The 26,339-nt window shown below is 61.6% G+C and carries 12 protein-coding genes; 3 read left to right on the top strand and 9 right to left on the bottom strand.

What is annotated here, in order from left to right; all coding sequences use genetic code 11:
- Positions 1 to 4: 4 nt before the first annotated feature.
- Positions 5 to 1,387, bottom strand: coding sequence for a BACON domain-containing protein (locus tag DW189_RS02895; RefSeq protein ID WP_232045566.1), 1,383 nt, complete (start codon positions 1,385 to 1,387; stop codon positions 5 to 7).
- Between the two features lie 560 nt (positions 1,388 to 1,947).
- Between DW189_RS02895 and DW189_RS02890 the strand changes: the two genes are divergently transcribed.
- The 3 genes from DW189_RS02890 to DW189_RS02880 are packed head-to-tail and all read left to right on the top strand — an operon-like array spanning position 1,948 to position 9,037.
- On the top strand, positions 1,948 to 5,583 hold the full coding sequence (locus DW189_RS02890; protein WP_117506808.1) for a TonB-dependent receptor: 3,636 nt from the start codon (positions 1,948 to 1,950) through the stop codon (positions 5,581 to 5,583).
- Between the two features lie 12 nt (positions 5,584 to 5,595).
- Positions 5,596 to 7,428 carry a RagB/SusD family nutrient uptake outer membrane protein gene (locus DW189_RS02885; RefSeq protein ID WP_117506807.1) on the top strand — a complete coding sequence of 611 codons (1,833 nt, stop codon included), beginning with the start codon at positions 5,596 to 5,598 and terminating at the stop codon, positions 7,426 to 7,428.
- A 19-nt stretch (positions 7,429 to 7,447) separates the two neighbouring features.
- On the top strand, positions 7,448 to 9,037 hold the full coding sequence (locus DW189_RS02880; RefSeq protein ID WP_117506806.1) for a calcineurin-like phosphoesterase C-terminal domain-containing protein: 1,590 nt from the start codon (positions 7,448 to 7,450) through the stop codon (positions 9,035 to 9,037).
- A gap of 167 nt (positions 9,038 to 9,204) precedes the next feature.
- Here DW189_RS02880 and DW189_RS02875 read toward each other — a convergent pair whose 3' ends face one another.
- The 8 genes from DW189_RS02875 to DW189_RS02840 all read right to left on the bottom strand — a co-directional run bounded on the left by DW189_RS02875 (position 9,205) and on the right by DW189_RS02840 (position 26,069).
- Entirely contained in the window at positions 9,205 to 10,683 is a 1,479-nt protein-coding gene (locus tag DW189_RS02875; RefSeq protein ID WP_174760554.1) for a RagB/SusD family nutrient uptake outer membrane protein, read from the bottom strand.
- 12 nt (positions 10,684 to 10,695) lie between these two features.
- The gene (locus tag DW189_RS02870) at positions 10,696 to 14,241 is read right to left on the bottom strand and encodes a SusC/RagA family TonB-linked outer membrane protein (protein WP_117506805.1); all 3,546 of its coding nucleotides are present in this window, start codon (positions 14,239 to 14,241) and stop codon (positions 10,696 to 10,698) included.
- Positions 14,242 to 14,315: 74 nt separating this feature from the next.
- Positions 14,316 to 15,281 carry a FecR family protein gene (locus tag DW189_RS02865; protein ID WP_117506804.1) on the bottom strand — a complete coding sequence of 322 codons (966 nt, stop codon included), beginning with the start codon at positions 15,279 to 15,281 and terminating at the stop codon, positions 14,316 to 14,318.
- A gap of 269 nt (positions 15,282 to 15,550) precedes the next feature.
- Positions 15,551 to 16,492 carry a glycerophosphodiester phosphodiesterase gene (locus tag DW189_RS02860; RefSeq protein WP_022333203.1) on the bottom strand — a complete coding sequence of 314 codons (942 nt, stop codon included), beginning with the start codon at positions 16,490 to 16,492 and terminating at the stop codon, positions 15,551 to 15,553.
- A gap of 85 nt (positions 16,493 to 16,577) precedes the next feature.
- Positions 16,578 to 18,626, bottom strand: coding sequence for an FISUMP domain-containing protein (locus DW189_RS02855; RefSeq protein WP_117506803.1), 2,049 nt, complete (start codon positions 18,624 to 18,626; stop codon positions 16,578 to 16,580).
- Positions 18,627 to 18,656: 30 nt separating this feature from the next.
- Entirely contained in the window at positions 18,657 to 20,171 is a 1,515-nt protein-coding gene (locus DW189_RS02850; RefSeq protein WP_022333205.1) for a RagB/SusD family nutrient uptake outer membrane protein, read from the bottom strand.
- A gap of 38 nt (positions 20,172 to 20,209) precedes the next feature.
- Positions 20,210 to 23,476, bottom strand: coding sequence for a SusC/RagA family TonB-linked outer membrane protein (locus tag DW189_RS02845; RefSeq protein WP_232045571.1), 3,267 nt, complete (start codon positions 23,474 to 23,476; stop codon positions 20,210 to 20,212).
- Positions 23,477 to 23,516: 40 nt separating this feature from the next.
- Positions 23,517 to 26,069 carry a GLUG motif-containing protein gene (locus DW189_RS02840; RefSeq protein WP_162508160.1) on the bottom strand — a complete coding sequence of 851 codons (2,553 nt, stop codon included), beginning with the start codon at positions 26,067 to 26,069 and terminating at the stop codon, positions 23,517 to 23,519.
- Positions 26,070 to 26,339: the final 270 nt, after the last annotated feature.

Raw genomic sequence — 26,339 nt, 5'->3', positions numbered from 1 at the left:
GGTTTTAGTATACGAGCTTGATATCGTCGATGTACCAGCGGCCCGCCTTCACCGAGGAGCCCGAGAACCAACTGTCGGCCGTGGAGATGAAGAATGCCGGATTGGCTTTCGCGCCGGGATTGGGGATGACGGCCGTGACCTCGACCCACGTGTAGGCGGGGATGTCGAGCGAAACGTAGCTCTTGGTCGAAGCTACGATCTTGTCCAGCGTGCCCTTCGGGATCCAGAACCCGTCGTTCTTCTCGCAGATGCCCACCATGCCCTGGTCGGGGGCTGCGGCCCAGATGGCGACCTTGCAGGTCAGCAGCAGGTCGTAGCCCGCGGGGATGTTCAGCACCGGGGAGATGAGGTTGCCCGGCTGCCCGTCGGCATTGTCGCTCGCGGCGCCCAACTGGATGTAGCCCGGACACATGTAGTTCAGGTAGCCTGTCCACCCCTCCATGCCGATGGCGCGGTAGAACGCCGCGTTGCCGTTGCGTACGGTCGAGGTGATGCCGCCGATGCTGGCGTTGGTGCCCGCCGTAACGCTCACCGTCTCGTTGTCGAGGCTCAGGTTGGCCACGGTCTTGTCGGCCGTCGTGACACCCGCCTTCTGGCCGATGCAGTCGCCGCCCCAGGGGAATTTGCCGAAGTTCTGCGTCAGCAGGGGAAGCTCCTCGCCCTGGGCGTCGAACCCGGCGCGGACGATGGTCGAAACGGAGCCGAAGTCTTTTTCCGCGCCGGCCTCGTCCATAGCCTTCACGGCGAAGGTCACGATGCCCTGGCGGGTGGCGGTGCCCGTCAGGGGTACTTCGATGTAACCGTTGCCGGCCGCCGGGATCGAATAGCTGCCGCTGGCGGCCGTGATCCCCTCGCCGCCGGTCTGCGTCACCGTGACGGTGTATTTTTCCGTGCCGAGCGCCTTGATGTAGGGGATGCGGAGCTTGGCCCCGGCTTCCGCGTTGAGTTTGAGCATACCCGAGACGTCGAACTGCTGTCCGTTGTCGAAGGGTTTCCACTCGAAGATACCGTTGTCCTGCCTGATGGCGATGGCGACGTTCTCTTCGCCGCAGCCGTGCAGGTAGATGGTGGCGTTACGCTCCTCGGAGGTATTCTGGTCGCAGGTGACCGTCACCTTCTGGTAGGTGCTGGGGTCTCCCTTGCCCGAGAGCTGGTCGACATGCACCCAGCCGTAGGCGTTCGTCCACTCGCGGCTGTCGGGGGTGTCGCTGATATACCAGTCCCCCGTGGCGCGGATCGTGAACGTATCGCTCGATTCGACGTACGGGAAACTCATCTCGCGCAGGTTGCGTTTGAGGAACCCCTGGTCGTCGTCGCTGCACGCGGCAAGGCCACAGATCCCGCCCAACGCGAGAACTATCGTCAGTTTATGAATAAATTTCATCATGATTGGATCGTTAGTTTGTTTGTAAAACCAATAAAAAAAACAGAAACCGACTCCGGATACACTGCCGGATGTCAATTTCCTACACGGTTTCTAACGATATCGAATGACTTGCACTGCAAATATAGCAATTTTCCGGGATTCGCAAGAAAAATGTTTAAAATTTTACGAACCTTGCGTCGAAAAACCGAAAAATAAAATATCTGTAATATATAGGTATAAAAATTTGCATTGCAATTTTGTGAAAAAAGCTTCCGGCATTGGGTAGTTTGCCCCGGTCGCTTGTATCTAATGCAGACCGGACGGAAAACGCCGGCCGCAACCGACCCAATGCAAACTAAAAAAACGATTATTAACCGGAAACTTTAAAACAACTTCGACGATGTCTGACTAATCCCTCCCCCTACACCAGCACTACACGGTTTTTTATCGGACGACGGATGACTTGCAAGGTTCTGTCTGCCGTATCGGAACGAATTTCCCCGGAGCCCGCCTGCACGGCGCGGCTGCGGACGTGCTTTGCACGCGGCAGCGGGAAATAACCAATTAACCGAATTGAAACTATGAAGAAATTATTCCATAAAGGACTATGTCTGGTCATGGTGCTCTGCGCGGGGGCTTTCGGCTGCTATGCCGCCCAAGGATCGCTCCCCGGTGCGCAAGGGCAGGGGTATGACCTGAATTTATCCTACTCGCGGACGACGCTCAAGGCCGTTGCCGATGCTATTACGCAACAAGTGGGCATCGCCTTCTCCTACGAAACGGCACTGGCCGGCTATCCGATGGAGAACCTGGAGGTCTCGGAGAAGGGTGCCACCATCGAGGCCATCCTTGCCGCCGTATTCACGCCTCGCGGCATCGACTACCGGGTGGTTGACAAAGTGGTCGTGCTGACGCGCAGCACGCGCCCCGTTCCGGCAGCCAGTGCCGCCGCCAAATCGGAGGTGAAAGGGGTCGTCCGCGACGCTGCGGGCAACCCGATGATCGGCGTGACGGTCACTATCAAGGGGACGCTGGTCGGCGTCTCGACGGGTGTCGACGGCGGCTATGCGATCCCGGCCGACGGGAACGCCACGCTGCTCTTCTCGTATATCGGCTACCGCCCCCATGAGGAGGTGGTAGGGCGCCGCACGCAGATCGACGTCACGATGCAGGAGGACGAGCTGGTGATGGACGAAGTAGTCGTCGTAGGCTACGGCACGCTCAAGAAACGCAATATCGTGGGCGCGGTCGAGAACCTTTCGGGCGACGCGGTCGAAAACCGGCCCAATGCCAACATCACCCGTTCGTTGCAGGGCCAGATCCCCGGCCTGAACATCGTGCAGGTCGACGGTAAGGCCGACCATGCCGGCGAAGTCACCATCCGCGGCGTGAACAACACGTTCAAGGCCCGTGTGAGCGGCGGTGAAAAGACCAACAAACTCGGACAGGGCGGCGGCGCGCTGGTGCTCATCGACGGAGCCGAGGGCGACATGGGTTCGGTGAACCCCGACGACATCGCCTCGATCTCGGTGCTCAAGGACGCTTCGTCGGCCGCAGTATACGGTGCCCGCGGCGCATTCGGCGTGATTCTCATCACGACCAAGGATCCCGAGAAGGGCAAGGTGCGCGTGAGTTACAACGGCTCCGTGTCGCTGCACCGCCGTACGGTGATCTGGGAGGACAACGTGGTCACCGACCCCGTGCAGTGGGTCGATGCCTTCCGCGAGTCGTATCTCAACTCCTCGCCGACGGCGACCGTACCGTCGCTCTTCAACAACTACATGCCCTATTCGAACGCCTGGTTCGAGGAGCTCAAACGCCGCCGTGCCGATCCGACGATGGACAACTACGACATCGACGCCAACGGCAACTACAACTACTACGGCGAGACCAACTGGCTCAAGGAGATCTACAAGTCGGTGAACTATTCGACCACCCACGCCGTCAGCATCCAGGGCGGCCGCGAAGGGGTCAGTTACTACATTTCGGGCCGTTACTACAACCAGGACGGCATCTACAAGGTGGGCGAGGAGACCTACAAGAAGTATAACCTCCGTGCCAAGGGCTCGATCCGCATCCGCCCGTGGCTGACGCTGGACAACAACACCAGCCTGATGAGCAGCAAGTACCACCAGCCCATGGTGCACTACGGCCAGCAGGTGATCTCGCGCCAGATCGACATGTTCGCCTTCCCGTTCGCCCTGCTGAAGAACCCCGACGGCACCTGGACGCAGACCGCGGCCAAGACCGGTTATGCGGCCTTCGCCGAGGGCACCTCGTGGCAGGAGAACAACAAGCTCGAAGTGGCCAACACCACGACGTTCAACTTCGAATTCGTCCCCGACGTCTTCAAGGTCTCGGCCGACGTGACCTACAAGGGCTCCCGCTGGTCGCGCGACCGCATGGAGAACCTCTACACCTACTACACCGGCGTGAACGTTTCGGGGCAGGACAACAGTTTCTCGTCGCTCGAAAACTGGACGTACCGCTCGGACTACATCTCGACGAACATCGTCGGCACGGTCACGCCCAAGCTGGGTTCGGATCACGACCTGAACGTGGTCGCCGGATGGAACCTCGAGGACTACGACTACCGCACGCAGAAGACCTACCGCCAGGGCAACCTCTATCCCTCGAAGCCGAGCTTCACGCTCATGGACGGCGAGTATTACTCGACCACCTCGGGCGGCTACACGTGGGGGCTGGTCGGATTCTTCGGCCGCGTCAACTATGCCTATGCAGGCCGCTACCTGGCCGAAGTGAGCGCCCGTTACGACGGGTCGTCGAAATTCCCGTCCAGTTCGCAGTGGGGCTTCTTCCCCTCGGCATCGGTCGGATGGCGCCTCTCCGAAGAGCCGTGGCTCAAACCGCACGTCGAAGGGTGGCTGGACAACTTCAAGGTTCGCGCCAGCATCGGTTCGCTCGGCAATGCCAACATCGACCCCTACCAGTACCTCGAGACCATGACCGCTTCGGGCAGCGCCTCGATCGCCAAGTCGTCGGTCATCATCAACGGCCAGAACGTACCTTACACGTCGGTGCCCAGTCTGATCCCCGACGACATCACCTGGGAAAAGGTCACCACCTACAACATCGGCCTCGACCTCGACCTGTTCCACAACCGGCTTTCGTTCACCGGCGACTACTACCGCCGCAATACGACCGACCTCTACACCGTCGGCCCGAACCTCCCGCAGGTACTCGGTAGCGCCGCACCTTACGGCAACTACGCCAGCCTCAAGACCAAGGGATGGGAGCTGAGCCTTTCGTGGCGCGACTCGTTCAACCTGGGCGGCAAGCCGTTCAATTACAGCATCAAGGGTATGCTGTGGGACAGCCGCAGCTGGATCACCGACTACTATAACGAAACGGGCGACCTGACGACCTATTACAAGGGTATGGAGATCGGCGAGATATGGGGTTTCCGCACGGCGGGCATCTACGCCAGCAACGCCGACGCCCTGAACGGCCCGGCCTACAACTTCTTCAAGAACGGCGAGATGTTCCGCGCCTATGCCGGCGACCTGCGCTTCGTCGACGTGGACGGCGACGGCATCATGACCAAGGGCAACCGCACGCTGTCCAACCACGGCGACCTGGAGATCATCGGCAACCAGTCGCCGCGCTACCAGTACAGCATCAACATGTCGCTGAACTGGAACGGCATCGGGCTTTCGATGCTGTGGCAGGGCGTGGGCAAGCGCGACTGGTACCCGTGGACGGAGTCCGGATTCTTCTGGGGCAAATGGAACCGCGCCTACAACTCGCTGATGAAGACGCAGACGGGCGACAACGTGGTTAAGATCGACAAGAGCACCGACAACTGGCGCGTCACCAACATGGACAAGAACCCCTACTGGACACGCATGGTATCGCTCGCCGCCAACCGCAACGACGGCCCGCTGACGTGGGAGAACGACCACTACCTGCAGGACGCTTCGTACATCCGACTGAAGAACATCACCGTCGACTACACCTTCCCCAAGCACATCTGCAAGAAGCTGCGCCTCGAGGGGCTGAAGGTCTACCTGTCGGGCGAGAACCTCTTCACCCACTCGCCGATGTTCAAGCACACGGACATGTTCGACCCCGAAGTCATCACCAGCGGCGACTCCGATTTCGCGGCCTCGACCACTTCGGGCCTGAACGGTACGGGTAACGGCTATTCCTACCCGATGCTCAAGACCGTGACCCTGGGTATAAACGTAACATTTTAACCGACAGCAACCATGAGAAAGATACTGCTATATACGCTGATGACCCTCGCTGCTGCGGGAATGGCCTCCTGCGAGGATTTCCTGACGCGCGACACCTACGACCAGATCGGCAGCGACGAGTTCTGGAAATCGGAAACCGACCTGGAACTCTATGCCAACGGTTTCATCCAGAAGATGATCCCCGGCGACGGAACCATCACGCGCGGCGACATCTATGCCGACTACTGCGCCGTGGACATCCCGACCGACCTGCTGCGCCCCGACGGCAACGTCTCGCCCGACAACCAGACCGGATGGGCCGAGAGCAACTGGACGAACCTTCGCCGCGTGAACTACATGCTCGACAATATGCACAAGTGCAAGGGGCGTGTGAGCGACGAGATCTACAACCACTACGAGGGCGTCGCCCGTTTCTGGCGCGCCTGGTTCTACTACGACAAGGTGCAGACCTTCGGCGCCGTGCCCTGGTACGACTTCACGATCGCGGCCAGCGACAAGGAGGCGATGATGAAACCCCGAGACAGCCGCGAGTACGTCATGGACAAAGTGCTGGAAGACCTCACCTTCGCAAGCACCTACTGCCTCTCCGACGCCAAGTTCACCAAAGGCTCGGCGCTCATCAACAAGTGGGTGGCGCTGGCCTTCAAGTCGCGCGTCTGCCTCTATGAAGGCACCTTCCGCAAGTACCACTCGCGCGAGCCGTCGTCCGACAAACCGTGGCAGGCCGAGTATAACGCCGACAACAAATTCCTGCGCGAGGCCGCTGCCGCCGCCAAGGAGATCATGGACAAGGGGCCCTATTCGCTCGTCACGGGCGATGTGAAGACCGCCTACCGCTCGCTCTTCACCAGCGCCGGGCTGCTCACGCAGGAGGTGATCTTCGGCCGCGAGTACAGCAAGGAGCTCTCGGCGTTCCACGAGACCAGCTGGTACTACTATTCGCCGACCTACGGTGCCAAGATCGCCATGACCAAGAAGTTCATGAACACCTACCTCACGACCCGGGGCACGCCGTTCACCGACATCGACGGTTACCAGACCATCGACTTCATCCGCGAGTTCGACGGCCGTGACGCCCGCATGGCGCAGACGGTCATCAGCCCGACCTACAAGATGAAGATCAGCGGCCGCGAACGGCTCTATTCGCCCAACTGGAAAGTGACCCGTACGGGCTACCATCCGATCAAGTGGTCGATCGACGACGATGCCGACAACGTGCTGTCGAAGGCCGCGAGCTGGAATTCGCTGCCGATCCTCCGCTATGCCGAGGTGCTGCTGAACTACGCCGAGGCGAAGGCCGAGCTGGGCGAAATGGACGCCGCGGTATGGGATCAGACCATCGCGCTGCTGCGCAGCCGTGCCGGCGTGACCCCGGTCGTCCCGGACAAGGCCGACCCCTACATGGAGGCCTATTTCCTCAATACCGTGACCGACAAGTGGATCCTCGAAGTGCGCCGTGAGCGCGGCATCGAGCTCTGCCTCGAAATGGGGCTGCGCTGGGACGACGACATGCGCTGGCACATGGGCGACCTGCTCACGAGCGACAACAATCCCTGGACGGGCATCTGGATCGGCAACACGGGCTACACCTACGATTTCACGGGGCAGAGCACCGACGACAACGGCGATCCCGTGCCCGACTTCTACATCCGCCCGGGCGAGGATACCGAACATTCGATCGCCATTTCCAATACGGGGGCCAACCAGACCTTCTCGCTCAACGCCGCGGGGAATATCGTCTGGGAGTACAAGCGCACGTGGGGCGAAAAGAAATACCTGCGTCCGATCCCCCAGACGGCGATCACCCGCAACCCGAACCTCGAACAGAACGCGCTTTGGAAATAAGCAATAAAAAACTCAGGATATGAAAACGAAAATCATGTTATTATGCTGTATGGCGGCGACGCTGATGCTGGCATGCAGCAACGACAAGTCCGGCGGGCATGACGGCGGCGAGGGTGTCGAAACCGAAGTCAACGGCACGCAGCTCGACGGCAATACGACCCTCTACGGACTGGTGACCGACACGTCGGGGAACCCCGTCCCGGGCGTGGTCGTGTCGGACGGCTACGGTTGCGTGGAGACCGATGCCAACGGCGTCTACCAGATGGAGCGCTACAAGAAGGCGCGCTTCGTACATTACAGCACGCCGGCAGGGTATGCCGTCAACACGTCGGCGGACAACTACCCGCTCTTCTACGCCGAGATCGTCCATAAGAACATCGCCGACCGCCACGACTTCGTGCTGACGCCGCTGCCGGCCCCGGAAAGCGATTTCACGCTGGTCTGCATCGCCGACCCGCAGTGTTCGACCACGGCCGAGATCAGCCGCTACGTCAACGAGACGATCCCCGACATCGAGGCTACGGCCGACGCTTACAAGGCCAAGGGCACGCCGGTCTACGGCATCACGCTCGGCGACATCGTCTTCGACACGCCCGACCTGTGGAGCAACATGAAGGAGTCGATGGCCAACCGCAACCTGCCCGTCTTCCAGACCATCGGCAACCACGACCATTTGCAGACCGAGACTTCGGACGACAATGCCGCGGCCAATTTCGAAACGCAGTTCGGCCCGCGCAACTATTCGTTCAACCGCGGCGACGTGCACATCGTGTCGATGGACAACGTCCTCTACGAAGGCAAGAAAAAGTACAAGGGCGGCATCACCGACAAGCAGCTCGAGTGGCTGCGCCAGGACTTGTCGCACGTGGACAAGGACAAGCTCGTGATCTTCTGCGCGCACATCCCGTTCCGCGGGGGTACGAGCGTGACGGACGAGAGCCACGAGAACTACGACGGCGTGCTCGACCTGCTGTCCGGGTTCTCCGAGGCGCACATCATGATCGGCCATACGCATTACCACCAGAAATACATCCACAAGCGTAACGGAAAGACGATCCTCGAACATGTCCACGGCGCCGCCTGCGGTGCGTGGTGGACGGCGAACATCTGCGCCGACGGCACGCCGAACGGGTACGGCGTCTACGAGATTTCGGGCAACACCATCGCCAACCAGTACTACAAGTCGACCAACAAGGAAGCCGGCTACCAGATCCGGGCCTATTCGGCCACGCAGGTGTTCGGCAAGTCGGGCAGCCTCACCTTCGGCTGGGCGGCCAACTCCCCGGCCATGAACGATGCGAAGTGCATCGTGGCCAACGTCTGGAACTCCGACGCCTCGGGCAACTGGAAAGTCTCGCTCTGGCAGAACGGCACGAAGGTCTGCGACATGACCCGCGTCAAGACCTACGACTACTGGGCCTATGCCTACCACGTGCTCTATTACAGCAAGAGCGTGGGCACGACCTGGGGCAAGAACCTCGACCATTACTATTACGGGAACCTGGCGTCGGGAACGCCCGAGACCGCCGATTTCGAAATCGTGGCGGAGGACGGCATGGGCAACACCTACCGCACCTCGAAGCTCCAGACCGACTTCATCGGCTTCTGACCCTCCCGCTCCTAAAAGCGATGCCGCGCCCCGAAAAGGGCGCGGCATTTTTCTTGCCGGTTCACAGGCGCGGTTGCAGGCACGTCGCCTCCCGGGCGCAGGTTCCTCCTCCCGCCTTGCGGGAACCCCGTCGCCGCCCCTATACGGCGGCGTTCCGTCCCGGGCGGTCAATACCAGCCTTCGGTCTGCGTGAGGTTGTAATTTCGGCTCATGGCCGCCTGCGTGATGGGCCATAGCAGTATGTTGGGGTTCTTGTCGCGCTGCGCCGCGATGTCGGCGCTGTACTCCCATATCTTGTCCGTGCGCAGGAGCATCCACCAGGTGCGGCCTTCGCCGACCATCTCCCTGAGGTATTCGTCGACGATCGCCTGCAGGACGGCTTCGGGCGACGTGTCGGTGTAGTAATCCCTCCGCCCGTAGGCCCTTGCGGCCAGCGGTGCCAGGGCTTCGAGCGCACCCGCGTAGTCCTTCCCGTAATACCGGGCTTCGGCCGCCATCAGGAAGGCTTCGCCGTAGCGGTAAAGGATGAAATCCGAGTCGAAGATACGTGTGCCGTTGTCCACGCGCCCCATCAGCTTCTCCGTCCAGCCGATCCTGCGGCCGCCCGTGCCGTAATCGGCCGTACGGCAGGTCAGCGCCGCGCGCGTATCGGCGGGGTCGGCCTGCAGCAGGGCCCGGTAGGTGTCGGTATACCACCACCACTGGTTGCCCCCGGTGGTGGGGACGGGGTTATTGCGGTAGGCCGCTTCGACGTAACTCTCGTTCCAGCCGAGGTAGTAGGCCGGGCCGTTCAGGGCTTCCGACACATCCTGGTGCACGGCGAAAATGACCTCGCGGCCGCATTTGTTCGACGAACTGAAAATATCGGCATACGCGGGCTCGAGCAGGGCGTCCGACAGGCCGAGTTCCCCGAGCGCCTCTTGGGCCATCGCCAGGTAAGCCTCGCCCCCGGCCTGCATACGGTACATCCACAGGGCATAGTCGGCCTTCAGCATCGCCACGGCGGCCGGCGTGGCCACGGTCTTGTCCGACGTATCGGCGACGTACCTTTCCGCGTCGGCAATGTCGCGTTCCACGCGCATCAGCACTTCCGAGACGGGGGTGCGTCCGAGGAACAGCTCCGTGTCGGTCGATTCGTAGCCCCAGAGCGGCAGCGGGGCATCGCCCCAGATGCGTGCGATCTGGAAGAAGCAGTACGCGCGGATGAAGTGGGCGTTCCCCAGACAGAAGGCCCGCGGTTTCTCCTTCAACCCCATCGCAGGGACATGCCTGATGACCAGGTTTGCCTGGTTGACCGTCGTGTAGAGCGCCGTCCAGTCGGCATACTCGTTGACCGAACTCATGGAGCTGGTGCGCACCTGCGACTGGTCGACGCCGTTGAGCGTGTTGTGCGTCCCCGGGCCCCACAGCCCGTTGCGCAGCTCGCCCCAGCAGAGGTAGACGTCGTTCATGCTCTTGAGCGCACTGCGCAGGTAGACGTACAGCCCGTAGGTGGCCGACGTGGCGTCGCTCTCCTCTTTCCACATGTTGCTGGCCGAGAGCTTGTTGTCCTGCATGATGTCCAGGTCGCCGTGACAGCCGCCCGCCCCGTATGCGCAGAACAGCAGCGCGACTCCGGCTATAGTCTTTCCGAATTTCGTTTTCATGGCAGTAGGGTGTCAGAACGTGAGTTTGGCCGTGAAGAGCACTTTGCGCGTCGGCGGGTAGGGACTGAACCCGGTGTCGTAGGTCGACGACGCGGTGTAGAGGCCGCCGGTGGTCGCGGCCTCGGGCGAGACCCCGTGCACGGCCGTCCAGTAGCAGAGCGTGTTGCCCGAGACGGTGAGTGTCACCTGGCTTATGTGCAGTTTGCGCAGCCACGCTTTCGGGAGCGACCACGAGAGCGAAACATCGCGCAGGCAGAGGTAGTCGGCCTTCTCGACGAATATGTCGGACGTGCGCCCGTAGTTGCGGTTGCCCCAGTCCGTATCGTTGGCCGTGAAACGGGCGTAGCGCGTGTCGTCGCCCGGCTGCGACCAGCATTTCTTCACTTCGTTCGTCAGGTTGTAGTTGCAGTTGCCCATCGTCGACTGGAAATAGCGCATCTGCATGTCGTTGCGCACCGAATGTCCCAGGGCATAGTCCATGTAGACGTTCAGCGTCCAGTTCCGGTAACGGAACGTATTGCCGATGCCGCCCGTCGAGTGGGGCAGGGCATACCCCAGCAGGAACTGGTCTTCGGCGTTGATGATCTGCCGGCCGTCCATGCGCGTCGATCCCGGACGGTCTTTCCACTCGTAGTCGCCGATGTCCTTGCGCCCGGCTATCTGCCGCCGGTCGCTGCGCCGGTAGCCGCGCGACTGCGTGTCGTACCGGGCCGCGTCGGCCTCCTCCTGCGTCTCGATGATGCGCTCTGCGACATAGCCGAAGATACGCCCCATGCGCTCGTCCTCGGCGATGCCCCCGAACTGGCTCCCGTCGCCGACCGAGATGCCGTTGATGCGGTTGCGGGGATTGCCGTTGTCGGGCAGTTCGAGCACGCGGTTCATGTTGTAGCTGTACGTAAAATCCGTCCTCCACGAAAAACCCTTGCGGTCGATGTTGACCGACGACAGAGACAGCTCCGTGCCGTAGAACCTGACGCGCCCCAGGTTGGTCGAAACCGAGTTGTAGCCCGTCGTATTGGGGAGGCTGACGTCGAACAGCAGGTCGCGCGTCTCCTTGTTGTAATAGTCGAGCGCCAGCGTGATGCGGTTGTCCAGCAGTCCGAAGTCGATGCCGGCGTTGAACTGGAGGGTCTTTTCCCAGATCAGGCCGTTGTTGGGCATCGTATTGGTCGTGGTGGTCGCGTTGCCGTTGTAGGTGTAGAGCGAGTTGTAGCTGCCGTAGGTGTCGTACAGCCCGATCCCGTTGTTGCCCGTCAGCCCGTAGCTCACGCGCGCCTTGAGCATGCTGACCGCACTATTTTCGGGCCAGAACCCCTCCTTGCTGACCACCCATCCGGCCGATGCCGCCGGGAAATAGCCCCAGCGGTGGCCTGCGGCGAATTTCGACGAACCGTCGATGCGCATCGTCGCGGCGAGGAGGTAACGCCCGCCGTAGTCGTAGTTCACACGCCCGAAATAGGAGATCAGGCACTCCCGCGTGCGGGTACTCTTCGGATAGTTGGCGATGTTCGAAGTCCCGGCGTCGAGCACGGGCAGCTTGTCCGACACGGCGCCCTGCACCCGCACGTCGAAGCTGTTGAGTTTGTCGAGCATGTATTCGTAGCCCGCCACGGCACCCAGGCGGTGCCCGTTGCCGAACGTACCCTTGTAGTCGGCATAGGCCTGGAAATCCATGCGGTTGGTCTCCGAAAAGCCCTCCTTCATGGGCCGTATGTTCGAGCCCGTCGTGGGGTTGTCCTCGACATAGAAATAGCTGCGCGTATGGCGGTTGTAGTTGGTGAACTGCCCGACCAGGCGCAGCCCGTCGAACACCTCCCAGTCGAGGTTGATCGTGGCCGTCGAACGCTTGATCGTCGACCCGGCATTGTGGTAGTAATAGGCGTAGTAGGCGGCCGGTATCGTCGTGTTGTTGGTGCCCAGCGCGGGCGTGCCCGCCAGCTCCTCGCCCGCCTCCTCGCCGTACCAGTCGCGGTGGGTGTTGGGGACGGAGAGCCCGCGTATGACCGAGTTGCGCAGGCTGAGCGGCGCACTCTCGAAGGTCTGCTGCTCGATCTGCGAATAGCCGAATGTCGTCGAGGCCCTGAGCCGCCGCGTCACCTGAAAGGTCGTGTTGCCGTGGAACGTGAAGCGCGAATAGCCCGTCGTGATCCCGATCCCGCTGTCGTCCGTATAACCCGCCGAGGCGGCGTATTGGATGTTGTCGCCGCCCCCGTCGATGCCGACGTAGTAATTCTGCCAACATGCGTCGCCGAACCATTGGCTCTGCTGGTCATTGTCCTCGAAGACGATGATGCGCCCGGGGTTCACCGGGTCTTCGACCCATTGGTAGCCGGCGGGAACCTGCTCGTCCGGCCGGAGGTAACGGGTCGTCCAGAGCGATCTGGCCGTATTGCCCGTGCCTGCCGACTGTTCGCCGCCCAGCACCGATGCCGGATCCATGCCGCCGCAATACCCCTCCATGAGCGCCGGACGCACCGTGAGGATGTAATCGCGGGCGTTCATCAGGTCGAACTTCGTGGCGGGCGACGCCCAGGCCCACTGCCCCTCGAATACGATCCGGGGGCCGAGGTGTTTCGAACCTTTCTTCGTGGTGATGAGGATCACGCCGTTCGACGCGCGGGAACCGTAGATGCCCGCCGCCGCGGCGTCCTTGAGGAACGAAACGGATTCGATGTCGTTGGGATTCAGCCCGGCCATTTCGCGGACTACGCCGTCGACCAGCACGATCGGGTCGTTCGACTGGTTGATCGACGATCCGCCGCGGATCAGGAATTTGGGGTCTGCGCCCGGTGTCGCATCGGTCGTAGCGACCCTCACGCCGGGGACGCGTCCCTTCAGGGCGTCGCCGACCGAATTGACGGGGATACCCTCCAGGAGATGCCCGTCGAATTTGCTGATGGCCGCAGTCACCGTCCTGCGCGACTGCGTGCCGTATCCGACCACCACCACGTCCTTGAGCACGGCTTCGTATTCCTCCAGCACGACGTCGATGGCCGACCTCGTCCCGATGCGTTCCTCCCGGTCGGCATAGCCTATGTATGAGAAAACGAGGGTGGCGTCCGGATCGGCGAAGATCCGGTAATTGCCCTCCGCCCCGGCCGAAACGCCCCGCATCGTATCCTTCACGACGACCGAGGCGCCGACCAGCGGCGTCCCCGAGCCGTCCTTGACGCGCCCCGTCACGAGTACCAGCTGCGAACGCGCGGAATCCGTGTCGTAGGTCAGCACCACGATGCGGTCGACGACCTTGTAACGGAATCCCCGTCCCTTGAAGACCTTTTCCAGGATACGTTCGAGCGGCGCCGCGGTTTCATGCACCGACACGTCGCCGAGCGGCATCTGCGACAGTGCCGATTCGTAGGAGAACAGTACGCCCGTCTGTGAGGTGACGGCCTCCGTGAAGGTCAGCACCGTTGCGGATCCGAGCGTGAGATCCACAGCGTAGGTCTTTTGTGGCGAGGCATTTCTGCCGTCATCCGTAGCATGGGCCTGCGGACACATGCCGGTCAACAGGAGAAGAAATACCAATTCCAGCTTGGGGATGGAATTTTTCTTCATATTTTAAGGTTCGTGAAGCGAGTTCCGGGTTGTGCGGTGCAAAAGGCCTGCGGTGGTCGGCCGCAGGCCCCGTATCATTCGTTGCGGATCACCTCGCAATGCGTTCCGGTCATGAACTCGACGATGTCGACAACCTCTTCGAGCGAATTGCTCCGCAGGTAGTTGATGTCGTAGCGTTTGCCGTCGTCGGGCGACATGATGCGTATGCGTACGCCGTAGCTCTTTTCGATGCCGGCGATGATCTCCGTGATCGTGGCGCCCTTCATCGTGACCAGGTTGTAACGCCTGGTCACATAGAGCGGCGCGTTGATTTCGGCCACCTCCATGTCGCCCATCCGGGCGTCGTACACGGCGCGCTGGTTGGGATGCAGCCGCACGAGGTTGTCGCCGCCGGGGGTTTCGAGGCGTACGACGCCGCGTTCGAGCACCACCTCCGTGAGCGGGTCGCCGGCGAGCGCCCGGACATTGAAGGCCGTGCCCAGCACCCGGATCGCCAGCTCGCGGGTCTCCACGACGAAGGGCTGCCGCGCATCGTGCGACACGTCGAAATAGGCCTCGCCGTCGAGCCGCACGATCCGCTCCCCGGCTCCCTTGCCTACGGCATAGCGCAACTCGGTGCCGTCTTGCAGCCACACCTGCGTCCCGTCCTCCAGATGCAGGACGGCCACGTCGCCGGTATGGTTGGCATAGGACTGGAACCGCCCGGCTTCCGGCAAGCGCAGACCTGCCAGCCAGGCTGCCGCGACCGCGATCACGACCACGGCTGCCGCAGCCGCTGCGGACATCCAACGCCGCCATGCGAACCGCGCGGGGCGCTGCATGGCGCCGTCGGCGTCGATACGCGCGTTGAGCCGCCGTAGCATGGCATCGCAGCGCTCGCCGGTGGCGGGGGAGGCGAGTGTCCTGTGCGCGCTCCATACGGCCGCGACTTCGAAGAACAGGCCGCGGTTCTGCTCCGAGGCTTCGAGCCAGGCATATATCTCCCGGTCTTCGGCCCCGGTCGTCCGCCGGACGAGGTATCTGTATAGCAGTCCCTCCATGTCGGTTATGGTAGGGGTATCTGTATGGCGTTCCAATATGTATACTTTTAGGGTGTTACCTATACTATACAGCCATAGGCGCAAAAATACCTAGTCTGTTTTCACTTTTTTTTCGAAAAAGTGCATTTTTTCTGGAATCCCGGGAAATACGGGTCGAGGACGAAGCTGCGCAGGGCTAAAGGTAATAAAAATATCCGGGCTTCAAAGCCCGGATATCATCCCGGCCGTATCTCCGGCACAGGTGCCGGGCAGGATACGGAACGGTTCGGTCAGTTCCATTTGCCCAGCAGCTTGCGGGGGTAGTTCGTGCAGATGGCGTAGAGCTTGTCCTTGTAGGTCAGGTAGTAATCCATGTCGACATCCAGGTCGGCATTGTATACGCTGAGCTTCAGCCCCGCATCGAGGAATTTCTGCACCGAATAACCGTTCTTGTTCACGGTCTTCCCCTCGAAATAGAGGTTTTCGGTCGAGAGGTTCGCCCACGGATAGCCGTAGGAGATGTAATCGGCCGGGTTGCGGAAGCTCATCCACCCGGCATTGCTGCCCACGGCGCCCGCCGCGGCGAGCGAACGCTGCCAGATGGTGACGGGGCTGCCCGAACTGATTTTCGTCGCATTGCCCGTGACGATGAACTCGCAGAAATTCTGCGCGCCCATCTCTTCGATGATCTCGCACGCCCGCTCACACGCCCTGGCCGAAGCCTCGCGCCCCTCTTCGGTCGATTTGCCGTCGATGGTAATGTTCTTCACGTCGAGCCACAGGCGCGTGGTTCCCGCCTCGAGCACCACGTCGATGAAGTCGGCCAGCGAGGGCAGCTGTTCCCCGTTGTCCAGCGTCCCTGCGGCACGCAGTTCGGCGAGCGTATGCTCCCACGGCTTGAGGTTATTGATGTAACACCCCGCCGATGCGTGCGCCACCACGACATCGTCGTCCTTCGTAAGGTAAATATCGCACTCCGACGCGTAGCAGCCCAGCCCGATGGCATAGTTGAGCGCCGCCACCGAATTGTCGGGGAACTGCCGTGTCCCGGCCTCCGTCGAACCGCCGCGGTGCGCGACGACACGGTTGCCGACCTCGGCCGGAGTTTTGATCTCGGTGCCGGGCTTCGACGGCCCCGTCCAGTCCTTCAGCGGATCTTCGTCGTCGCTGCATCCTGCCGCCAGGCCGGCTGCGACAAGGGTGAGGAGCATAAGCATTTTATCGTATTTCATAGGTTTTTCTTTTTTTATTCGTTGTCGTTCCATGGCCGGAGCCCGGGCCGGACAGGGACGTTCTCCCGTCCGGCCCGCTCCGGATTCAGAAATTCTCGTAATTTTTCACACAGCGCACCGCGGCTCCCGAACCGTTGCCCACGTCGAACCCGTCGTCGAATACCATATCGGCCGAGGTCGTACAGTAGGCGCGCCACAGGGCCATCTTCGAGGCCGTGGTCTGTCCCATCATCGGAATCAGGCAGTAGAAGCGCACGTTGCCCGAGTTGGCGCAGTAGTCATAGCCGCTCTTGTAGAGGCGCCACCCCTGCGGGTAGAGGTTGAAAGCGAAGGCCTCGGCACCGTTCGAAATGACGGTCGCGGGGTTGAACTCGGCGTCCTGCCACTCCTTGCAGCGCAGGTGCGCCGCCACATTGGCCGCATTGCCCGAGGTCATGGCGCCGTACGATGCCGTCGCAGCCGCCACGGGGTAGTCCGAATAGCTCTTCGACGACTCCGCCACCGCGTAGATCAGGTCTTTCCAGTCGGACATGTTGGCGATATGCCAGCCGTAGGGACAGATGCCCTGCACCTGCATCGAGAGCGACGGGTGGTCGGCCTCGGCCTGCGCATTGCCGCCGTCGGAGGCCGCGTAGTCTTTCAGGTCGGCCTTGAGGATCGGTTCCAGCGTGATGCTGTTGCCCACGGCATCCACGACCACCGTCCCGGCGCCTCCCAGCGGGAAAGGCATCAGCAGGGCCGCGCTCAGCGCGCCGGCCGGGTCGCCCGTCAGCGTTTCGTACGAACTGTAAAGGCGTCCGTAGACCGAAGCGCGCGTCGTCACGCCGTCGGGCATCATCAGCTCCTTGAGCGTTCCGCCGTTCTCCTCGGTGTCATAGGCCGGGTTGCGCATCGAATACTCCGCTTCGTCGTAACCGCCCGTCTTCGAGCCCCCGACCAGACCGCTGCCCAGCTTGTAGGTGCCCATCGCCGCGCCGCCGTTCCAGTGCAGGCCGGTCGTCATCCACGTCTTGGTCTTTCCGTTGCGCGTGACGTATTCCTTGGTGGGGTAGCCGACCAGTTCCGATTCGGGCATGCTGTTCACGGTCGAGATGCGCGTGAACTCGGCCTTCGAGTCGGCTGCCACCACGTTGTTGTCGTCGTCGAGCGCGATCGTCACGCGCAGAGCGTTCATCCCCGCAATGCCGAACGCGAGCTCGGGCGCCGCGGCCTCGGCTGCCGCGTCGGCCAGTACGGCGAGCTTGCCGTCGGCGGTCAGCGCATAGCGCGGATAGGCGTCCGGCGTACGCGAAGTCGAGAGGATCACCTTGCCGCTGCGGAAATAGTGGTCGAGGCCGAACACCAGGTCGTTCTTGTTCATCTGTGCGGCATCGCCGAAGGCCGCAAAGTGGGGTACGCCCGACCCGTAAATAAACAGGTAGGTTTCGTTGGCCAGCTGCCGCACCTTGATCTGCCTTGTGGCGAGGCTCGTATCCTCCGTCCCGGCGCTCACGGTCACCGTCGCCTCCCGCATGTCGGTGGGTGAGGTGTTGTCCGAAGCCGCGAGGACGATCGTCCCGGCCTCCCTGTCGAGCGTGCAAGTGAGCCACTCCACGCCCTCTTCCAGCTTGGCCGTGACGGTCGAGGCGGGCATGTTGGTCTCGAAGGTCACAGTCACCTCGGCAGGCTCCATGGCCATCATTTCGATGACCGATTCCGTCGAGAGGGTGAGCGTGGCATCGGGTTTGAGCCCGACCTGCATGATCGGAAAATCGACGCTTTCGCCCGTCTTGGAGAGCGTTACGCGCAGCGTTCCCGTGCGCTTGTAGTCCGTGTTCGCGGAGCAGGTGATCCGCAGCGCCTTTTCGACCGCGCCGTCGGGCGAGGCCGTATGGTAGTCGAGCGTGGCCCAGTCGGTGCCGACCAGTTCGGCATACCAGTCGCTATACATTTTGCCGTAGGGGTTCACCGTCACGATGTATGTGCCGAACGCCAGTCCGTCCGTCGTCCGCCCGTCGGCATCGAACCCGATCGCGGCGGGCGAAATCGAAATGCGCGCCTCCCGGCTCGTGTTGTCCGCATCGGTGCCCGACTCGTAACAGCCTGTGAATGCCGCGGCGGCGATGGCGAGCAGGCCGGATATGAATTTTCTCATAGCTGAATAGTTTTCTGTTGGGTAAATGGATTAAGACCAGCCTTCGGTCTGCCTGAGGTTGCTGTTCTTGTTGATCGCCGAGGTCGAGATCGGGAAGAGGTAGATGTTGGGGTTCGTCGAACCGCCCACGCCGCCCTCGACACCCGTATTGGGCCAGTATTTGAGCGGGCAGTAGGTGTCGATGTAACCCAGGCGGATGTAGGTGAACCACAGGTTGCCCTCCTCGGCGAATTCCCAGCGGTTCTCCGCAGCCAGCGCTTCGAGCACGTCCTGCTGCGTGGCCGAGGTGTAGAAGTCGGCCTTCCCGTAGGCGCGCTGGGCGACCACGTTCAGCTCCCCGAGCGCCTCCTTGTACTGTTTCCTGTAATAGTACAGCTCGGCACGGAACATATAGTACTGCGCATACCGGTAGAGGATCAGGTCGTCGTCGTAGAGCAGCGTTCCCGAAGACCAGTCGCCCGTGAACTTGTTGGGCCATCCGACCTTTTCGTACATGTCGCTCACGCCCGTGCGCTCCATATAGGTCACGTCGCTGCGCTGGTCGTTGTTCTGTTCCTTGTTCCGCTTCAGCTCGCCGATGAATTCGTCCGCATAGCAGAACCACTGGTTGCTCGATACCGGAACGCCGCCCTCGACGTTGCGGTACGAGGCCTTGACCTGCGTCGAGCCCCAGATGAAGCGCTGGATGTAGCTGGCCGAATGCACCTCGTTCGTCGCATCGACATGCAGCGCGAAGGCGATCTCCTTGTTGGCCTTGTTCTTCACGTCGAACACGTCGGCGAACTTGCCGAGCAGCGGCGTGCGCGTAACGGCGTCGAGCGCCTCCCCGGCCATTGTCAGGTAGGAATCGCCGCCTTTCTGTGCGGCGTACATCCACAGCGCGAAGTCGGCCTTCAGCATGTTGATGTTGTCCACCGTGGCATAATAGCAGCCCTTGGCGTTGGATGTGATGTGCGTGAGCGCGCTTTCGATGTCCTGCGCCACCTGGGCGTAGACCTCGGCCCGGGGCGAACGCGAAGGATAGATCTCCCGCCCGGTGCTCTCGGTGGGCGTCAGGATGACGGGCGCGTCGCCCCATACGCGGGCGATCCAGTAGTAGACGTATGCCCGGACGAAATAGGCGTTCCCGAGGCAGTAGCTGCGCGTCTCGTCAGACATTTCGACCGACGGCGCGTACTTTATCACCGAGTTGCACTGGTTGATACAGGTGTAGAGGTTCGTCCAGCTTACCGACGACGTGCCTCCGTTGAGCAGGCTGTGCAGTACTTCCAGCATGTCCGAGTCCATCAGCGAACGGTTCGTACCGCGATCCCACATGGCGGGCCCGACGCGCAGTTCGCCCCAGAAGAACTGGTTCGTGTAATTCTGCCGGAAGGCGTTGCGCAATTCGAAATAGATACCCGTCGTCGCGCCCGTGACATCGCTTTCGTCCACCCACATGTTCGTCGTGTTGAGCTGGTCGGAGTTGACGATATCGAGCTCGCACCCCGCCATCGCCATCGAGGCGGCGCCTATCGCTGCAATATATAGCTTATGGAATTTCATATTCGTATATTCGATTTAGTTGTTGAGAATCATCCCGTTCAGAACGTGGCCTTCAGGCTGAACATCACCTTGCGCGTGGGCGGGTAAATGTTATAATCGGCCGAGCTGGTGTTCACCGCGCTGTACATGCCCGTGCTCGATCCCGAGGAGGCCACCGCCGACTCGGGCGACACGCCCTTGACCTTCGTCCAGTATACCAGCGTGTTGCCCGATACCGAGACCGTCAGGTTGCCCAGCCCGAGCTTGCCGATCCACCGCTTGGGGAAGCTGTACGACAGCGTCACGTCGCGCAGGCAGAGGTAATCGCCCTTCTGCACGTTGATGTCCGAGATGCGCGAATAGTTCTTGTTGCCGCCGTCGGCGTCGTTGGCCGACAGGCGCGCCAGCTTGGTGTTGTCGCCCGGCTTCTGCCAGCAGTCGTTCGCATCGTAGATGAGGTTCCAGTTGCAGTTGCCCATCGAGGTTTGCAGGCCGCGCGTATACATGTAGTTGTAGACCGAGTGTCCCAGCGCATAGTCGACGTAGACCGACAGCGAGAGATTCCTGTACTTGAAGGTATTGTTCATACCGCCGGTGGAATGGGGCGTCACGTACCCCAGCAGGAACATGTCCTCGTCGTTGATCTGCTCGCTGCCGTCCGCCGTACGCGCCGACCCGGCGCGGTTGAGCCATTCGTAGTCGCCGATGTCCTTGCGGCCGGCGATCGAACGGCCGTCCGAACGGCGGATGCCGTGCGAATTGACGTCGTACAGCGCCGCGTCGGCCTGCGCCTCGGTTTCGATGATGTAGGCGGTCTTGTAGCCGTAGATGCGCCCCATGCGTTCGCCGACGGCCGTGCCGCCGAAACGGAATCCCGTCTCCGACATCGTGTACCCGCCGATACGCCATGCATCCTTGCCGTCGACGTCCTTGTACCTGTACTCGTCGGGGAGCGACAACACCTTGTTCATGTTGAACGAGTAGGTGAAGTCGGTCGTCCAGGTGAAGTTCTTGCTCTGGATGTTCACCGTTGAGAGTTCCACCTCGGCGCCGTAGAAGCGTACCGAACCGACGTTCTGCCGGGCCGAGCCGTAACCCGACGTATCGGGCAGCGTGACGCTGAAGAGCAGGTCGGTGGTCTTCTTGTTGTAATAGTCGGCCATCAGGCGGATGCGGTCGTTGAAGAATCCCATGTCGACGCCGATGTCCAGCTGGTGGGTGGTCTCCCATTTGAGCCTCATGTTGGGCAGCGCCGTGGGCAGGATGGCGCTCGCACCGTTGTAGATCGACGTTGCGCCGAACCCTCCGTAGGCATCGTAAAGGCCGATGTAGTTGTTACCCGTCAGGCCGTACGAGGCGCGTATCTTGAAGCTGTTGAAATTGCGCACGTTCCAGAATTTCTCCTCCGAGACCACCCAGCCGGCCGACGCCGCAGGGAAATATCCCCAGCGGTTTCCTTCGGCGAATTTCGACGAGCCGTCGGCGCGAAACGTGAACATGAAGAGGTACTTCTTCCTGTAGTCGTAGTTCAGGCGCCCGAAATAGGAGGAGAGCGCCTCGTTGGTGTTGGTGTCCGCCCAGCCCGTGGCGTCCGTCCCTGCGGCCAGCGTCGGCACCTTGTCCGAATCGGCGCCCGTGACCGTCAGCGAAAGGCCGTTGACCGTGTTTTTCATGTAGTCGAACCCGACCGTGCCCTCGATCGTATGATCCTGCGCGAAGGTCTTGCGGTAGTTCAGGTAGCCCTGCGTGCTGAAGCGGTTGGTTTGCCCCCACTTCTCGTAGGTGCGGCGCTGGTTGGAGATTGCGTTGCCCGCCAGGCGCTGGTTGTCGATCCTGTAATAGTTGTGGTTGGCAACCTGCATCACGGCGCGCAGCCCGTCGACGATTTCCCATTCGAGGTTGAAATTGGCCGTCATGCGGCGTGCCGTGTAGTTGCTCGTATAGTAACGGTCGAACCATGCGGCCGAGATGGTCGTATTGTTGGTTCCCTGGGCGGGCGTGCCGTCGTCCAGGTAGTCGCGGTGCGTGGCAGGCATGAACATGCCGCGGCCCACGGTCGTCCAGTAGGTGGCGATACCCGACGAGGGGAGCGTGTTGCCCTTCGTTTCCGAGTAGTCGAACACGGTCGTCGCCTTCAGGTTCCTGAGTATCTTGAACGAGGTGTTGCCGTGGAAGGTGAAACGCGAGAAATCGGTGTTGATGCCGATGCCGCCGTCCTTCGTGTAGCCGGCCGACGCGGCATACTGCACCTTGTCGTTGCCGCCGTTCACGCCGACGTAGTAGTTCATCCAGTACGAGTCGTCGAACCATTGCTTCTGCTGGTCGTTGTCCTGGTAGGCGATCAGTTTCGAGTGGTCGATGGGGTCGACCATCACCTTCCAGCCTGCGGGGACATCGGCCGGCGTATCCACGAATTTGGGCGTCCACACCGAATTGTCGCCGTTGCCGATGCCGGCGGAGTTGGCGCCCGTCAGGATGCCCGAGCCGTAGGCGTAGGTCGAAGGGTATTCGTTCAGCATCGTGCGCATCGTGCGCAGGTAGTCGCCGCCGTTCATCAGGTCGAACCGCACGGCAGGCGAAGTCCATGCGGCCTGCGCCTCGAATGTCACCTGCGGGCCCCGTGCCATGCTGCCCTTCTTGGTCGTGATGAGGATTACACCGTTCGAGGCGCGGGCGCCGTAGATACCCGCCGAAGCGGCGTCCTTCAGCACCTCGATCGACTCGATATCGTTGGGGTTCAGGCCGGTCATTTCACGGTTCACGCCGTCGATGATGATGATCGGGGCGTTCGACTGGTTGATCGACGAACCGCCGCGGATCAGGAACACGGGGTCGGAACCCGGCTGGTTGTCGGCCGACGATACGCGCACGCCGCCGACACGTCCCTTCAGGGCATCGCCGATGGAGTTGACCGGGGCGCCGGCGAGTTTCTCGCCGTCCACCTTCGAAACTGCGGCCGTGATCGTGCGGCGCGACTGCGTGCCGTAGCCGATCACCACCACGTCGTCCACCATCAGCGCATCCTCTTCGAGCACAACGTCGATCGCCGAGCGGGCACCTACGGGCACCTCCTGTTTCTTGTAGCCTATGAAGCTGAATTCGAGCGTCGCATCGGGGCCCGCCTGGATCGAATAGCGGCCGTCGGCCCCGGATGTCGCGCCGGTTGCGGTTCCCTTCACGATGACGGTGGCGCCGATCACCGGTTCGCCCTTCGCATCCCTGACCGCACCCGTTACGAGGTTGCCCTGCGCCTGCGCGTCCATCCCGCACAACACCAGAGCAATTATACATACACTTTTCAAAAGTGTCGTAAGGACTCTTTTCATAATAGGTTTCTTTCAGTTAAGTAATTAATGATTTGCCGGGCTATTTCTCCCCGAAGGTGATGCCCGACGACGAGCCCCCGTCCTGGAAGCCGACCGCCAGTTCCGCATAGTTCGTCCCGGTGAGTGCCGTGCCGTTCACCGAACCGCCTGCGGCGCTGTCCTCCACGCTTTTCTTGTTCCAGCCCACGAGCGCCCCCGCATGCAGCGCACATGCCACCGCGCCGAAATTCCTGCATCCGGACACGGCGCCCACGTCGTTGCGCCCGATGATGCCCCCGGCCGCCAGCAGCGCCGAAGTGCCCTCGACGGTGGCCTGTACCGCACCGTTGTTGACATTGCCCGTGACGGCCGACTTGTCCTTGGTATTGTAGTCGTAGCCGACGATGCCGCCCGCATAGGAGCTCTTGCCCGCCTGGGCATTGTGCATCCAGACCGCACCGTCGTTGGTGTTGTTGGTCGCATTGCCCGACTTGATGATGCCCGCGATACCTCCGGCGCCGATATTGGCGTTGCTGGAATTTACCGTCGCCCAGACCTTGCCGCTGTTCGTGCAGCCGTTGGTCACCGCCGTGCCGTCCGTGCCGTCGTAGAAACCCACGATGCCGCCTGCGGCCTCCCAGTTGTTGGCCGTCGCCGTATAGGCCAGGGTGATGTCGCCGCTGTTCGAGCAGTCGTCTATCGTGCTGGCGTTGTGCGTACCGACGATACCGCCGATGCGGGTCACCTGCAGTTTGTCGGAGCTGACGGCCGCCCTGTTGGCACAGCCCGTGACCTTCGCCCCGCTGTACGTCTGCCCCGCGATGCCGCCGATGCAGAGGTAACCTGCGCCTGCGGCATTGGCCTGCACGAATTTCACCTCGGCTTCGTTCGTGCAATCCCGGATCGCCGCCGCATAGTTCACGCCCGCGATCCCGCCGATGAAGCAGTTGCCGTTCATGTTCGAGACGACGGTGCCTTTGTTGGTGCAGTTGTCGATCACCAGCGTCGGGCAGCTGTCCACGATATAGGCGACGATGCCGCCGATGCGGTGGGCTGCCGACGCGCCCGCGTTGTCGAACCGGATCTCGCCCGCATTGGTGCAGTTGCTGATGGTCGTATTGACCGCGGTCTTCATCACCGAGGCCGTAATTCCCGCCACGGCGTTGCCCAGCCCGAGCGAAGTCATCACCGGGCCGTGGTTGTGGCATCCGTCCAGCGTGATCGCCCCGGCCGCGTCGCCCGAGCCGTCGACGATGCCCGCGATACCGGCCACATAGCTCGCCACGCCCGCCGTCGCCACGTTGCTCACCGCGCCGTAGTTCCTGCAGCCGCTCATCTTCCCGTTATACAGGCTGCCGACGATGCCGCCCGTGCGCGACTTGCATCGGGAATCCGCCGTGACGGTCACGGGTACGAAGCTGGTCACGCCGGTGAGCGTATTGTTCGATTGTGCGACGATGCCCGCATAACACCACGTATCGGTGTCGGCGCTGTATTTGAGCTCGATGCGGCTCGTCCCGTCATAGGACGTGCCGTCCTTCGACCCGAAAACCACATCCGAGATCGCCCCCTTGGCATAGGCGAAGAACCCGGCATAACGCCCGTCGGCCGATACGTTGATATTGTAGATACGGTGGCCGTTGCCGTTGAACGTCCCCGTGAAATTCTCGATCGGCGTCCACGGGACATTCCGCATGTCGATGTCGGCCTGGAGGTCGACGATGGCACCGCCGTTGTCGTCGGCGCACTCCTGCGCGAAGTTCACCATGTCTTCATAGGTGGCGATCCTCAGCCGGAAGAAAAGCTCGGTCGCGGCTCCGACGCAGTTCCCCGCAAAGGCCACTTCCTGCCCTTCGAACAGGTTTTTGACGAAGACGCTCCCGTCCGTACAGGAGATCGTCGCCTTCAGCCCGCCGTCCACCTTCGTACCGCTGGCGATCAGGAAATTCACCGTCTGGGCCTGCACCAGCGACATTTCGCCGATCTCCATCGTAAGGATGTCCGACACCGCGGCATCCTCGCCGACGGTCACCGCACCCGTCCGGGGATCGACCACGGCCTCCGATACGGCCAGGTGCCCCTCCACACCGTCGGGGTCGACCGGTTCGAGCGTGATTTTCGAAATGGTCTTCGAAGCCTCCTCGCCGATCGTGAGCGACAGCACCGAAGCCAGCGGCTTGAAGTACAGGCCGAGGCTGCCCTGGGCGGGTGCGGCATCGGCCGCATAGGCATACATCGGCAGGGTAGCGCCCGTTTGGTCGGCACCGACCGCAAATACGCCGTCGACGGCCTTGAAATAGGCCGTCACTTCGCCGCGTGCGTCCGCGGGCAGCGAGAGGGCCACCGGATGGAACTCGACACCGTTGCCGGCGTCGTAGGTTTCGTACACATAAGACATCCCCTTGTAGCCGACGATGATCTGGTCGCCTTCCTGCCATAGGGGAGCATACGCCTCTTCGTCCCCGGTAGCGGACGGGATCGCATCGATCGTCGCAAGGATCGTCACGGCATCCGCCGAAGGTTCGTCCACGGGGGATACCTTCGGATGCGTGTTGTCCTCCGAACAGCCTGCGATCGCCAGCATTGCTGCTGTGAAAAGAAAAATTTTTCGCATGGTTTTGTTTTGTTGGTTAAGAAATATTTGGTTGGTGGAAATACGGGTTGCAGGGTTTGCCCGACGCGGGCAAACCTTTCGTCCGGCTGTCGCGTACCGGCTCTGACGGCGGAAAAACACACTTAAAGCCATCGTGCAGGTAAATCATACGATATGTTTATATATCAAATTTATGACACCTCTGCGAATGCGGGTGCGGTGGGCGGCTGAATGCGCCTTCGGGAATGTCGTTTCCATCGGTCGTGTAGTTTAGGCGGTGTTCATAGATAC

The sequence above is a fragment of the Alistipes sp. AM16-43 genome, assembly GCF_003435745.1.
Lineage (GTDB): Bacteria > Bacteroidota > Bacteroidia > Bacteroidales > Rikenellaceae > Alistipes > Alistipes onderdonkii.
This window is presented reverse-complemented; position numbering and strand designations above follow the sequence as displayed.

Excerpts from the sequence above, each read along its gene's own strand:
- DW189_RS02895 (WP_232045566.1), bottom strand. The coding sequence starts at position 1,387 with ATGATGAAATTTATTCATAAACTGACGATAGTTCTCGCGTTGGGCGGG.
- DW189_RS02890 (WP_117506808.1), top strand. The coding sequence starts at position 1,948 with ATGAAGAAATTATTCCATAAAGGACTATGTCTGGTCATGGTGCTCTGC.
- DW189_RS02885 (WP_117506807.1), top strand. The coding sequence starts at position 5,596 with ATGAGAAAGATACTGCTATATACGCTGATGACCCTCGCTGCTGCGGGA.
- DW189_RS02880 (WP_117506806.1), top strand. The coding sequence starts at position 7,448 with ATGAAAACGAAAATCATGTTATTATGCTGTATGGCGGCGACGCTGATG.
- DW189_RS02875 (WP_174760554.1), bottom strand. The coding sequence starts at position 10,683 with ATGAAAACGAAATTCGGAAAGACTATAGCCGGAGTCGCGCTGCTGTTC.
- DW189_RS02870 (WP_117506805.1), bottom strand. The coding sequence starts at position 14,241 with ATGAAGAAAAATTCCATCCCCAAGCTGGAATTGGTATTTCTTCTCCTG.
- DW189_RS02865 (WP_117506804.1), bottom strand. The coding sequence starts at position 15,281 with ATGGAGGGACTGCTATACAGATACCTCGTCCGGCGGACGACCGGGGCC.
- DW189_RS02860 (WP_022333203.1), bottom strand. The coding sequence starts at position 16,492 with ATGAAATACGATAAAATGCTTATGCTCCTCACCCTTGTCGCAGCCGGC.
- DW189_RS02855 (WP_117506803.1), bottom strand. The coding sequence starts at position 18,626 with ATGAGAAAATTCATATCCGGCCTGCTCGCCATCGCCGCCGCGGCATTC.
- DW189_RS02850 (WP_022333205.1), bottom strand. The coding sequence starts at position 20,171 with ATGAAATTCCATAAGCTATATATTGCAGCGATAGGCGCCGCCTCGATG.
- DW189_RS02845 (WP_232045571.1), bottom strand. The coding sequence starts at position 23,476 with ATGAAAAGAGTCCTTACGACACTTTTGAAAAGTGTATGTATAATTGCT.
- DW189_RS02840 (WP_162508160.1), bottom strand. The coding sequence starts at position 26,069 with ATGCGAAAAATTTTTCTTTTCACAGCAGCAATGCTGGCGATCGCAGGC.